Consider the following 12,426-nt stretch of genomic DNA (forward strand, 5'->3'; position numbering starts at 1 on the left):
TAAGAAATACGAATTAGAACGCGTATTATGATTATTTAATCATCTTTTAATTATTTAGTCTCCCTTTCTTTTTACTGGACTTTGTGCCTTTTTCAAGGTCCAAGAGAGTCCTTTGGTTCTCGCAATAAATCAAGAAAAGCCTCCGTCCCAGGACGGAGGCTTTTCACTTACTTACGAAAGAATCTCGCAAAGCATGTTTCTCGATTCATCTGATTCTTAGTCTAATATCATCTGCACGCAGCCGTACATTCCGGCATCATTTCCAAGGGATGCCAATGCAAACTTGGTGTCCTTGCAGGATGCAAATGCATGCTCTTTGAAATGTTTTGCTACCGTATCAATTAAGATATCTCCGGCTCTGGATACGCCGCCACCGATTACGAATACCTGTGGGTTAACGACACAGGCAATATTAGATAACGCCATACCAAGTGTCTCGCCTAAGATTTCTACCGCCTCTAATGCCAGAGCATCTCCTTTTTTTGCCTCATCAAAGATATCCTTTGCTGTCAGCGGTTCAAATCCGCGTAAGGAAGACTCATCATCTTTCTCAGCCAGAAGTTTCTTCGCCATGCGGACGATTCCGGTAGCTGATGCGTACTGCTCTAAGCAGCCATGTCTGCCACATCCGCAGGTATCTTTTTCCTCTGTATTAACGGTAATATGTCCAATTTCGCCGCCTGCTCCGTTTGCGCCCGGAATAATTTTACCATTGTGAATAATTCCGCCGCCAACACCGGTTCCAAGCGTAACCATAACGACTCCGGTGTAGCCTTTTCCACCGCCCTGCCACATCTCGCCAAGGGCTGCTACATTCGCATCATTTCCTACTTTAACCGAAAGACCTGTCTTACTGCTTAATTCATCGGCAACCTGAACCTGTCCCCATCCGAGGTTTACACATACGGAAACAGAGCCATCTTCTAATACAGGACCAGGAACACCTACGCCGATTCCTTCCACATCTTCCTTTGCAATGGATGCTGATTTCATTTTCTCGTCAATGGATGCTGCCACATCATCTAAAATATGTCCGCCATTCTCTGCCTTGTTGGTTGGGATTTCCCACTTATCCAGCATTCTCCCGCTGGTCTCAAATAATCCGATCTTACAGGTGGTTCCACCAATATCTACGCCAAAACCGTACTTCTTCATCTTTATCTCCTTTATTATATTAAATTTTCTTCTCTCCAGCTTTCTTATGAAGAACCCTTATCTTTATTATATTATAATTTCTAATTTTTTGCATTAAAAACCGAGCATCCTGTTTTGAATTCTCGTTGCAAACGTTACCTGAACAGCCAACTCAGTCCAGGCGACCTTACGGCACACAGGAGCTTCCGCTTAGGGCTGCTTCATTCCTGACCTGACCCGGTTCACAGATTCTTGTTGCGTAAGACCCAGACATCAACGCCACTTATTCAGGGCTGCTTTACAATTTCAAACCCGAGACAGGATATCACCCCAGCTATAGCGGATTGCTGGTACAGGGCACCGCTGCCACCCCGGCTGCTCGGAATCTAAATTATAGCCTATTTTATGCCGGATTGTCAAGGTTTTGCCTTCATTTTCTGCTGTTTCTTCTTCTCACGCAACCGTCTGAAAAATTCCGACAGCATGTCTGAACATTCTTCCTCCAATACGCCCCGCTCTATCTCTACCTGATGATTAAATGCTGCCACCTGCAAAAGATTCATCACTGAACCGGCGCATCCAGCCTTGGGATTCATAGTTCCGATTACCACCTTTTTCATACGGGACTGTACAATGGCTCCCGCACACATCTGGCAGGGTTCTAAGGTCACATACATCACGCAGTCCTCAAGCCTCCAGTCCCCGGTCTTCTTCGATGCCTTTTTAATGGCAGTCAGTTCCGCATGGGAAAGGGTATTTTTATCGGTATTGCGCCGGTTATAGCCCCGGGCAATAATTTTATCATTCTGCACAATCACGCAGCCAATAGGAACTTCCTCTAATTTTTCTGCTTTCCTTGCCTCCCGCAGGGCTGCTTTCATATATTTTATCTCCGGTTCCATGTTTACTCCTGACTTTTACTCTTTTCTCTGTTATAATAATAGCATATTTTGAGCGTAACAAAAAGGTATTCTTATACCAGCTGCAGGAGTTAATAACATGAAATTTATCTATGAAACAGACCGCTTAATCCTGAAATTGTTAGGGGAAGATGATGCCCCTGCAGTTCTTCAGTTTTATAAGCAGAACCGGAATGTCTTTGAGCCATATGAAACCATACACCCGGAGCAGTTCTATACGGTGGCCTACCAGCAGACCCTGATGAACTGTGAGCTGAGTCTCACCTTAAAGCACAGCCTCATCCGCTTCTATATATTCCGCAGGGAAAATCCCGACGAAATCATAGGCACCATCTGCTTCCGCAATATCAACCGTTCTACTTACTATTCCTGTGAGACCGGCTATCGCTTTTCCCCTGCATACTGGCACAGAGGATACGCCCGCGAAGCCCTTGCTTTTGGTATTCAGCTTATGTTTGAAGAATTTCATCTGCACCGGATAGAAGCTGCCGTCATGCCGGAAAATACCGCTTCCATCCGTCTGCTAGAATCCCTTGATTTCCAACAGGAAGGTGTCGCCAGGGAATATGCCCTGATACAGGGAAAATGGGAAGACCATATCCGGTTCGCCCTTATTCGTCCATCCGGCGATACCAGTAGCCAAAACTCCCCTCTAACTGCCGGCACGGCTTTTCCGTCCGGAACTGTGGAAAACCAAAAATAGCCGCCATTACTTTTTCCGGCTTCTGATAAACCCCCGGCACCGCCAAGAACAGCTCTCGTCCTTCCGGCGTCACCTGTTCTCCGAAGAAAAGATACCGGTAATTAAAGAAACCATGCAGAAGAAAGCTGTTATTCCCAAGACACCAGTATTTCTGTGGCAGCTCCCGTAAATCCTGCAGTTCCATATGAACGCAGGTTATATTCTCTCCTTCAAAAGGATGCAGGATCGTCATTTTCTGCTTCAGATTCTCCCAGTGCTCCCAGATGGAGGCCTCTTTTTCCCCAGTGCCTTTTTCCTGCGTGCTTCTTTCCTGGATTCCTTTTTCCATGCTTATCTCTTCCGGGAAAATATGGTGCATCGGCACTTCCTCAGTCTGAAGAGACGGCTCTTCTGCAGCTTGCATTTCTATTTCTTCCTTATGTATCTCCCCATTGTCCCACTGGCTGCCATAAAAATTACCATCTGCCGGCTGAATCAGAATTCCACAGACATCCTGTATATGACAGGTTTCATCGCCCAGCTCACCATCAGAAATCCTTCCACTATAATCTGAGCTTTGGGACATCAGCCGCATATTACCCACCGGAAAAGCCAGAATTTTTCCTTCCCTACGGATAAAAAGGCTTACCTTTCCTTCCTGCCCCGCATATTCTGTTCCTTTTAAATGTATCTCTAATCTGCAGATGTCTCCGCGCATTTCTACTCTGGCAAATCCGGCAAGATATTCCTTTGTATCATTTTCATAATAATAAAGATATGCAACGAACCGTTTAAACTGCGGCATAACCTTTCCTTCCTATATCTTTTTGTTCCTTATATCATATTCCATCTTCTAAGATTCCATGCAGATTTTTAGCCTATACTTCCCATACATGCAGATTTTTACTTTACACTTCTCCTTGACAAAGTTCCTTTTAAGAATTATATTAAAATCAATAACGATTATTATTATTTGTTGAGGAGAATATATGATTAAATTTAGCCGACAACGGGAAAGTATTAAGAATAACCTGATGGGACGTACCGACCATCCGACTGCCGAAACAGTTTATTCCGATATCCGGCAGGAATATCCCAACATCAGTCTGGGAACGGTATACCGCAATCTCTCTCTTCTGGCAGATTTAGGCGAGATTCAAAAGATTTCAACGGAAAATGGGCCGGACCGCTTTGATGGTAATCCGAAACCTCATTACCACTTCTTCTGTACAAACTGTAATTCCGTCCTCGATTTAAAAATGAAAAACATTGATCTGATTAATGTTATTGCTGCAGAAGAATTTTCCGGTTTAATTGAGGGACATATTACCAGATTCTACGGACTTTGTCCGGAATGTAAAAAGTTATTGGATAAATCCGGTTCTCTGGCAGATAAATCAACCAATTTTGCAGAAAATAAAAAAGAAAAACGAAATCAGAAAATCTCAAAAAAAACAGTTGACATTTAAAAATAATTATGCTAATTTAATATCAGTAACAATTACTATTATTGATATATAAATACAATTATAAAAAGAAAAGGAGATCTTAAAATGAAAAAATTTGTTTGTACAGTATGTGGTTATGTTTATGAAGGTGAAAGTGCTCCGGAATTCTGCCCGGTATGTAAGGCTCCGGCTGAGAAATTCAAAGAACAGACAGGTGATAAGACATGGGCTGCTGAGCATGTAGTTGGTGTAGCACAGGGTGCTCCAGAAGATATCATTGCTGATTTAAGAGCAAACTTCGAAGGAGAATGTTCTGAAGTTGGAATGTACCTTGCAATGGCAAGAGTTGCACATAGAGAAGGATATCCGGAAATCGGACTTTACTGGGAGAAAGCAGCTTTTGAAGAGGCTGAACATGCAGCAAAATTCGCAGAACTGCTTGGTGAAGTTGTAACCGACAGTACAAAGAAGAACCTTGAAATGCGTGTAGATGCAGAAAACGGTGCTACTGCTGGTAAATTTGACCTTGCAAAACGTGCTAAAGCTGCTAACCTCGACGCAATCCATGATACAGTTCATGAGATGGCTAGAGACGAGGCTCGTCATGGCAAAGCTTTTGAGGGTCTGTTAAAGAGATACTTTGGTTAATCTTAAAACCGTATAGAATAAGCATTTTAAGGATAGATGGTTCATGAACTGTCTATCCTTTTTGTATTCCATAACATGCGAATAAAAATACGAATATAAAAAATATAAAGTGATTGCATAATTGCATGATTGTTGTATAACACTTGGCTTGCAAACGCCGGAATCAGATTATAATGTATTGTTCAAAAGCCCTATTTTACTACGTTTCAGCCATTTTATCATAGACTGTCATGCCATTAGCTTCTCCGGATAATTTTCTCTACATCGGCACACAATGTACTTCATTTCCATGTGCCCGGATGATACGGAGCAAATCCTCTGTCTTCATCCATATAGTAGCGGTATTCTCGTTGGGATGTACTCCAATCAATGCATCATTTTCCAGAAAATAAGCATCCACAAATACCTTCACGTTGCATGTTTCATCGTTGAGTACTCCAAGCGGCGTTACCGAACCCGCCTGCAGTCCCATTTTCTCAGTTAAATCTTCTTCCGAGGCAAAACTTAACGGACGCGTTCCATTTGCCTTTCGAAATGCCTTTAAATCTACCCTCTGGTTCCCTCGCACTGTAATCAGATAATAATTCTGCTTCTTATTATCACGTACAAAAAGATTCTTGGCATCTGCCTGTGGATAAGGAATTTCCACATCTGATAAATCTTCCATATTATAAACAGCTTTATGCTCTGTCACTTCGTACCAGATATGCTGTTGACTCAGGTATTCATAAATTTCCTGCTTATTCATTGTATTTCCTCGCATTCTTCCCGCTTGCGTTCATTATATCATGTGCAAAACCAGCCCATGATCAATATTCGCCGTTCGCCAAAAGTAAACAGGCTCACTATATCATAAACTTTTTATAAAATTTTTTCCAGTTCACTTTACATTTTTTCCTTCCGGTGCTAGTATACCATCAAAATAATTATTTCAATTTTGAACTATTTTATTTTGAAGTATTTTCATCAGGAGGACTCTTATATGAATACAGGTATTGCATTTGCAAGAAAAATGTCTGCTGCCTACACTGCAGTATGTAAGCCTTTGTGCCAGTCACTGCATCTGCCGCAGACTGCTTTTGATATTTTGATGTTTTTAGGAAATAATCCGGAATATTCAACTGCCAGAGATATTGTTGAAGTGCGCCAGATTAAGGCAAATCTGGTCTCCGTCAATGTAGACCGGCTGGTGAAAGACGGTTATCTCAGCCGCAAAGAGGTTGCCGGCGACCGCCGGAAGACACAGCTTCTATGTACGAAAAAAGCTGCCCCTGTTATAAAAAAGGGACAGGCTCTGCAGCAGGATTTTGCCGACCGGCTGATTGCCGATCTGGATGATGCCACGAAAGATGCCTTTTTTAAAGGAATGGCACAGATGGAGACAACGCTGGATATGATTTTAGAGGAGGTATCCTAAAATGGATTTATTAACTACGATTTTTGTTACTTTTTTTGCAGGCATGGGTGCCGGACTTGGAACCGGTTTTGCCGGCATGAGTGCCGCTGCTGTCATCAGTCCGCTGCTTATTCATTTTCTAGGCATTGACCCATATATGGCAGTCGGCATTGCGCTTTCTTCCGATGTTTTGGCAAGTGCCATTTCTGCCTATACATATGGAAAGCATAAGAACCTCGATATTAAAAACGGTCTGATTATGATGGTCAGCGTATTGCTTTTCACCGTAGTAGGAAGCTATGTTTCAAGCCTTGTTCCTTCTACCACCATGGGAAATTTCTCCGTTTTCATGACCTTCCTGTTAGGAATCAAATTTATCGTAAAACCGGTTATGACCACGAAAGAATCCATGTCCGCCGTTTCTGCAAAGAAACGTGCCATCCAGTCCGTAATCTGCGGTGTGCTGATTGGTTTTATCTGCGGCTTTGTTGGCGCTGGAGGCGGCATGATGATGCTTTTAATCCTGACCTCTGTGTTGGGCTATGAATTAAAAACTGCCGTTGGCACCAGTGTATTTATCATGACCTTTACCGCACTTACCGGTGCCCTTTCCCATTTTGCCATCGGCGGACTGCCGGATGTCACCGTCTGGGTTCTGTGCATTGTATTTACCTTAATCTGGGCAAGAATTGCCGCTGTCTTTGCCAATAAAGCCACCCCAAAGACACTGAACCGGGTTACCGGTGTCATCCTGGTAATTCTTGGAATTGTGGTAATGATTTTTTAAGCTTCCCAGACCTCTTCTGCGATTTCCTTGACAAGCTTCAGTTTCGCCCACTGTTCTTCTTCCGTAAGCTTGTTACCGATTTCGCAGGAGGCAAATCCACACTGTGGACTTAAATAGAGATTTTCCAACGGAACATATTTGGACGCTTCTTTTATTCTTGCAATGACTGACTGCTTGTCTTCAAGCTTCGGTATCTTGGTGGTAACAAGTCCTAATACCACCTTCTTATTGCCGGTTATTTTTGCCAGCGGTGCGAAACCACCGGAACGCTCATCATCATATTCCAGATAATAAGCATTGACATTCTCCTCTCCGAATAACAAATCTGCTACTCCGTCATATGCGCCGGAGCTGAAGAAAGTAGAATGATAATTTCCACGGCATACATGGGTGTTGATGATCAGGTCAGCCGGTGCCTCTTCTACTACCTTATTATTTAATGCAAGAATAACCTTCTTATATTCTTCCAATGCTTCGCCTCTTCTTCCGGTCAGTGCAACGGCAAGCTTCGGATTTACCAGTCCACCCCATACACAGTCATCGAACTGAAGATTTCTGCAGCCTGCTGCATAGATTTCCTCAATAAATTCTCCATATGCCCTGATGACATCCTCTGCAAAAGCTTCTTCTGTTCCATAAATTTCAAGGGTTGTATCCAAAAGCTCTGCGCCGGTGAAATAAGCATAGAACTGGGCTGGAGATGGAACGGTCTGCTTTGCTATGGTATTCTCATCTTCCAGTGCTTTTACAAATTTGAAATGATCAACGAATGGATGATTCTTTATGGAAATCTTTCCCACCATGAAAGTGTCATCTATCATTGCTGCTTCGCCGTCAAAGGTTGTATTTCCATCTACAGTCTTCTTATGCTCGATTCCATCGAATCCCCACATAAAGTCCAGATGCCAGGTGGCTCTGCGAAACTCCCCATCGGTAATCACATGGTATCCAAGCTCCTTTATCTTTGCGACCAGTTCTAAAATACAGACATCCTCTACCTCTTTTAACTGCTCTCTGGTAATTTTCCCTGCTTCAAAGTCAGCACGGGCTTTCTTTAATTTTTCCGGACGTAAAAAACTTCCTACATAATCGTATCGGAACGGTGTTGTTAAATTCTTCATTCTGATTTTCTCCATTTCCTGTGAATTGATTTCCCTCATTATAATTGGAGTTCCTCATTCTGAAAAATACATAAAAATAAATGTTATCCATAGTTTTAAACTATGACCAGTCCATTTTTTGATTGGAAAATTACTTTCTTTGGCTCATATTCTTTGTTCTCCTGTAATATATTTTTTTAATGCCTCAAGGTAGGTTTCCCCTAACCGGCTTATCATTCCCTTCCGGTGGGTCACATATCCGATTCTCATATCACCTTCATCTGCCAGCGGCACTGCGATAATATCTTCGCCATTTAATTTCTGGTCAATGATTCCGCTGCACACCGTATAACCATTTAAACCAATCAGAAGATTAAATAAGGTTGCCCGGTCACTGACGCGGATATTTTTCTTCCGCTCAAAAGAGGAGAATATTTCTTCCGAGAAATAAAAGGAATTGTGTTCCCCCTGCTCATAGGAAAGATACGGATAATCTGCCAGTTCTTCATTGGTTATGATTTTCTTCTTTGCCAGCGGATGATGCCTGCTGATGAAAACATGGGGTTCTGCCACAAATAACAGATGAAATTCCAAATCTGAGGATTTCAATATTTTCATAATCACTTTTTCATTGAAATCATTTAAGAAAAGGATTCCGATTTCACTTCTCATTTGCGCTACATCTTCGATTAACTTATAGGTCTGGGTCTCCCGCAGGCTGAAATCATATTCCTCCTGCCCGTATTTTTTTACCAGCTCCACAAAGGCATTTACCGCAAAAGAGTAATGCTGGGTTGATACGCAAAACTGCTTTTTTCCGCCACCGTTTTTCTTATATTTATCCTCTAAGATGGTGGTCTGCTCCAATACCTGCCTTGCATATCCTAAGAATTCTTCCCCTTCCCTGGAAATAAAGATTCCCTTATTCGTCCGATTAAAAATGGTAATGCCCATCTCCTTTTCCAGCTCATGGATGGCGTTGGTAAGGCTGGGCTGGGAAATGTATAATTTCTTCGCCGCCTCCGTGATGGTTCCGGTATCTGCCACGGTTGTAATATAGCGTAACTGCTGAAGTGTCATATGCTCACCTGCTTTCTAAAATGACTTTTCTTAACTGACGCGCCGCCTCATTTAAAGGATGCTGACTGTCGTATACCATACAGATATTTCTTTTTGGAATCGTCTCCGAAAGAGAAATCTGTACGATTTCATGTTTTTCGATGGCCTCTCTTGCCATCGGTTCCGGGATGAAAGCCAGACCAAGCTCACTCTTTACCAGTGGCAGTATCTGATCTGTGGTTGCTGTCTCTGTATCAGGCTCCAGTGCCAGCCCATAAGACAAAAACAGCTTATTATAAAACTGAAATGTCATGGTTTCTTTTCCCAGACAGATTAACGGATAATCCTTTAAATCCTTTAGGGAAAGCTCCTGACTGCCCAGTGCGGTAAATGTTGTTCCACCCACCAGTACCTCCCGGAATGTCCGCAGATTAACTTTTTTTAGTGGCTGCTCTACTTCTGCCGGTGCAGACACTACTGCAAAATCTATCTGTCCGCTCTTTACTGCCTCAATTGCCTGAGGTGTTGAATGATTATAAATTTTCAACCGGATTCCCGGATATTTCATATGGAAATCTTTCAGCTTATCCAAAAGAAATATGTTAAGGGCAGTCTCGCTGGCTCCAATAGAAATGCTTCCATGGGCAAGACCGCTGCTGTCTGCCAGTTCCTCTTCTGCCGCCCAAAGATGCGACATGGCTGCCGACACATGGGTATACAGCTTCTCCCCTTCCGGTGTCAGCTGTACCCCACGGTTCGTCCTGACAAAAAGCGTACAGTGAAGCTGCTGCTCCAGTCCGTTCATTGCCCTTGTGATATTAGGCTGACTGTTGCCAAGGGCATTGGCAGCCCTGGTAAAATTACTGTATTTTGCCACATAATAAAAAATCTTATAATATTCAAAATTTATATCCATACGTTTTCACCATATCAATTTATTATTTCTACTATATCAATTATAGCTTTTACTTATTTCCAATGCAATAGTATAATCAAGCCGAAATTAAGGGAAACAACCCCTTTACATTTCTCCACCCAAACCCTACAAGGAGCTGCCACCGGCAGCTCTTTACGAATGCTATAAAGCAGAAAGGAAGCGCATATTTTCTATGAAAAATTCAACATTTTTCCCTCGTGAAGAAAGAGCAGACGTTTTATTTGAAAAGATTTTGCATGACCCATGGGCCTGTGAAAGACTTCAGGAAACTTTTTGCAATTATTTATTCTGTAATGATGAATTTGATTCTTCTCTTTCTTCACAGGATTTTTCAGAAGCTCTTTTTGATGCTTATCAAAATAAAGATTTATCGGCATTTCTTATGGCTATCTGCCAGAATACCCTATTCGATTTACTGAGGAATTCCTATCTGATTCCCTACCGTTTCAACGCAGATGGAAAAGAAAATCCGATAATTATGACCGATGATACCGGCAGACTTCTGCCAAAGTATTGTGGCGATATTCACAATAAGGATTATCAGCATTTTCTTGAGAGCTACCGCGATTTAGGGGAACCAAAGAATATGTATTTTTCCCAGGCATACCGGTACAGCCACGCTTATACCGGTGAAGCTACCATTGGACAGCTTGTCTTAGAACGCAGCCATGGGGTGCTTCTCATCCGGGAGCTTCCGGATACCATAAAACAGAAGGAGACCGAAGCGGAAGCCTACTCTGCAATCTTCGACCTTGTACTGAAATTAGAGAAAGAGCTTCCAATGGCATTTGTCTTCTACGGACAGGATTCTCTTGTGGAACATGATGAAAAATATGATGAAATCGGCATTTTCCTTCCAAATTCCATTTTTTTAAAGAATCTGGAACGGCATATTGCCAAAGCTGAGGCGATTATTTATGAATAAGAGTGCATCTTCCACTACTTCATATATTGATATTATGGAAAAAAATCATATGGAAATACCCTGGCATGATTATGCCAGTGATGACAGCAACGTACTGATTGCCCAGGCGGGACTGATTGAAAAAGCCTCGGTCATCGGACGTGTGGGATTAATCATGTTATCCTGTGGAACCGGAGCCTGGCGTGTCCGTACTTCCATGAATAAGCTGTCAAAGGAACTGGGAGTTACCTGTACGGTAGATGTAGGTCTTATGTCCATCGAATTTAACTGCTTTGATGGAAAGGACTGTGTCTCCCAGTCCTTAAGCATCGCCAATACCGGCGTCAACACCTCCAAACTTTACCGCATGGAACAATTCGTAGAAAGCTTTCCAAAGGAAGAAGCCCATTTAACCGGCGAGGAAATCCATAAGCGGCTGGATAAAATCGAAAAAATCCACGCCCTTTATTCTCCCGCCAAACTGGGACTTGCGGCAGCCTTAGCCTGTTGCGCATTTACTTTTCTTCTGGGCGGAGGCCCTGTGGAAATGATTCTGGCATTTATTGCAGCCGGTATCGGAAATGTCATCCGGACCAAATTAATCAAACATCATTTTACGCTGTTTTTAAATATTGCGGTCTCTATTTCCGCCACCTGCCTTATGTATGCCATCTGCTTAAAGGCTGCCGAAATTTTTTTCCATGTTCCGGCAGTCCATGAAGCCGGATACATCTGCTCCATGTTGTTTATTATCCCGGGCTTTCCATTTATCACAAGCGGCATTGACCTTGCGAAACTGGATCTTCGTTCCGGACTGGAGCGGCTGACCTATTCCATCATCATTGTTCTTGTGGCTACCATGTTTGCCTGGATTATGGCAATGCTGCTTAGACTTCAGCCTCAGGACTTTACCTCTGTAAATCTCAGTGATGTTTCACGGCTGGTTCTGCGGTTAATTGCAAGCTTCTGCGGCGTATTTGGATTCTCTATTATGTTTAACAGTTCCATTCCCATGGCAGCTACTGCTGCACTGATTGGCTCCGTTGCCAATACCTTACGTCTGGAACTGGTTGACTTTACCGGAATTCCAGCCGTTGCTGCTGCCTTTATCGGTGCACTGACCGCCGGTCTGCTGGCATCCTTTATTAAGAAAAACAATGGATATCCGCGAATCTCTTTAACCGTACCTTCCATTGTAATTATGGTTCCGGGACTATATCTTTACCGCGCCTTCTATAACTTTGGCATTATGTCCTTAACGGAAGCGGTTTCCTGGTTCTCCATTGCCATAATGATTATTATCGCCCTGCCGCTGGGACTTATTTTTGCAAGAATACTTACCGACCGGACTTTCCGGTACTGCACCTGATAAATTTTATATGCTTAAAATTATTTATTTTATACATGATTA

13 protein-coding genes, 1 other RNA gene and 1 pseudogene are annotated in these 12,426 nt (G+C 42.7%); 7 read left to right on the forward strand and 8 right to left on the reverse strand.

Annotated features, from left to right (window positions below; all coding sequences use genetic code 11):
• Positions 1-216: 216 nt before the first annotated feature.
• The 3 genes from DWY37_RS12685 to tadA all read right to left on the reverse strand — a co-directional run bounded on the left by DWY37_RS12685 (position 217) and on the right by tadA (position 2,036).
• The gene (locus DWY37_RS12685; RefSeq protein WP_118544558.1) at positions 217-1,155 is read right to left on the reverse strand and encodes an ROK family glucokinase; all 939 of its coding nucleotides are present in this window, start codon (positions 1,153-1,155) and stop codon (positions 217-219) included.
• Positions 1,156-1,255: 100 nt separating this feature from the next.
• An RNA gene (gene ffs / locus DWY37_RS12690) (signal recognition particle sRNA large type) lies at positions 1,256-1,517 on the reverse strand.
• Between the two features lie 33 nt (positions 1,518-1,550).
• Positions 1,551-2,036 (reverse strand): tRNA adenosine(34) deaminase TadA, encoded by a 486-nt coding sequence (gene tadA / locus DWY37_RS12695; RefSeq protein WP_022244326.1) that lies wholly within the window; start codon positions 2,034-2,036, stop codon positions 1,551-1,553.
• A 97-nt stretch (positions 2,037-2,133) separates the two neighbouring features.
• Between tadA and DWY37_RS12700 the strand changes: the two genes are divergently transcribed.
• Positions 2,134-2,757 (forward strand): GNAT family N-acetyltransferase, encoded by a 624-nt coding sequence (locus DWY37_RS12700; RefSeq protein ID WP_117947522.1) that lies wholly within the window; start codon positions 2,134-2,136, stop codon positions 2,755-2,757.
• On the opposite strand, the gene DWY37_RS12705 is transcribed toward DWY37_RS12700, so the two are convergent.
• On the reverse strand, positions 2,666-3,541 hold the full coding sequence (locus DWY37_RS12705) for a DUF6128 domain-containing protein (RefSeq protein WP_118544557.1): 876 nt from the start codon (positions 3,539-3,541) through the stop codon (positions 2,666-2,668). The two genes, DWY37_RS12700 and DWY37_RS12705, sit on opposite strands and share 92 nt — an antisense overlap.
• 184 nt (positions 3,542-3,725) lie before the next feature.
• Between DWY37_RS12705 and DWY37_RS12710 the strand changes: the two are divergent.
• Both DWY37_RS12710 and DWY37_RS12715 read left to right on the forward strand, forming a co-directional pair.
• Positions 3,726-4,097 (forward strand): annotated as a pseudogene (locus DWY37_RS12710) (Fur family transcriptional regulator); the annotation flags it as partial.
• Positions 4,098-4,289: 192 nt separating this feature from the next.
• Positions 4,290-4,832 (forward strand): NADH peroxidase, encoded by a 543-nt coding sequence (locus DWY37_RS12715; protein ID WP_022244330.1) that lies wholly within the window; start codon positions 4,290-4,292, stop codon positions 4,830-4,832.
• Positions 4,833-5,091: 259 nt separating this feature from the next.
• Here the strand turns inward: DWY37_RS12715 and DWY37_RS12720 are convergent, their stop codons facing one another.
• Positions 5,092-5,580 (reverse strand): prolyl-tRNA synthetase associated domain-containing protein, encoded by a 489-nt coding sequence (locus tag DWY37_RS12720; protein ID WP_118057563.1) that lies wholly within the window; start codon positions 5,578-5,580, stop codon positions 5,092-5,094.
• Positions 5,581-5,814: 234 nt separating this feature from the next.
• On the opposite strand from DWY37_RS12720, the gene DWY37_RS12725 reads away from it, so the two are divergent.
• Positions 5,815-6,249 carry a MarR family winged helix-turn-helix transcriptional regulator gene (locus DWY37_RS12725; RefSeq protein ID WP_117697874.1) on the forward strand — a complete coding sequence of 145 codons (435 nt, stop codon included), beginning with the start codon at positions 5,815-5,817 and terminating at the stop codon, positions 6,247-6,249.
• Position 6,250: 1 nt separating this feature from the next.
• Complete coding sequence (locus DWY37_RS12730) at positions 6,251-7,015, forward strand: sulfite exporter TauE/SafE family protein (RefSeq protein WP_118541095.1); 765 nt, start codon at positions 6,251-6,253, stop codon at positions 7,013-7,015.
• On the opposite strand, the gene DWY37_RS12735 is transcribed toward DWY37_RS12730, so the two are convergent.
• From DWY37_RS12735 to DWY37_RS12745, 3 genes are all read right to left on the reverse strand, one after another.
• The gene (locus tag DWY37_RS12735) at positions 7,012-8,136 is read right to left on the reverse strand and encodes a 5-methyltetrahydropteroyltriglutamate--homocysteine S-methyltransferase (protein WP_118541182.1); all 1,125 of its coding nucleotides are present in this window, start codon (positions 8,134-8,136) and stop codon (positions 7,012-7,014) included. The two genes, DWY37_RS12730 and DWY37_RS12735, sit on opposite strands and share 4 nt — an antisense overlap.
• 144 nt (positions 8,137-8,280) lie before the next feature.
• Positions 8,281-9,195, reverse strand: a complete 915-nt coding sequence (locus DWY37_RS12740; RefSeq protein ID WP_118541097.1) for a LysR family transcriptional regulator — start codon at positions 9,193-9,195, stop codon at positions 8,281-8,283.
• A 4-nt stretch (positions 9,196-9,199) separates the two neighbouring features.
• Positions 9,200-10,090, reverse strand: coding sequence for a LysR family transcriptional regulator (locus tag DWY37_RS12745; protein ID WP_117697877.1), 891 nt, complete (start codon positions 10,088-10,090; stop codon positions 9,200-9,202).
• A 193-nt stretch (positions 10,091-10,283) separates the two neighbouring features.
• Between DWY37_RS12745 and DWY37_RS12750 the strand changes: the two genes are divergently transcribed.
• The gene (locus tag DWY37_RS12750) at positions 10,284-11,036 is read left to right on the forward strand and encodes a DUF4866 domain-containing protein (protein WP_118541099.1); all 753 of its coding nucleotides are present in this window, start codon (positions 10,284-10,286) and stop codon (positions 11,034-11,036) included.
• Positions 11,029-12,384, forward strand: coding sequence for a threonine/serine ThrE exporter family protein (locus tag DWY37_RS12755; RefSeq protein WP_118541101.1), 1,356 nt, complete (start codon positions 11,029-11,031; stop codon positions 12,382-12,384). Before DWY37_RS12750 ends, DWY37_RS12755 begins: the two co-directional genes overlap by 8 nt.
• Positions 12,385-12,426: the final 42 nt, after the last annotated feature.

Origin of the sequence: Roseburia sp. AF25-13LB, assembly GCF_003478915.1 — a bacterium.
Lineage (GTDB): Bacteria > Bacillota > Clostridia > Lachnospirales > Lachnospiraceae > Roseburia_C > Roseburia_C amylophila.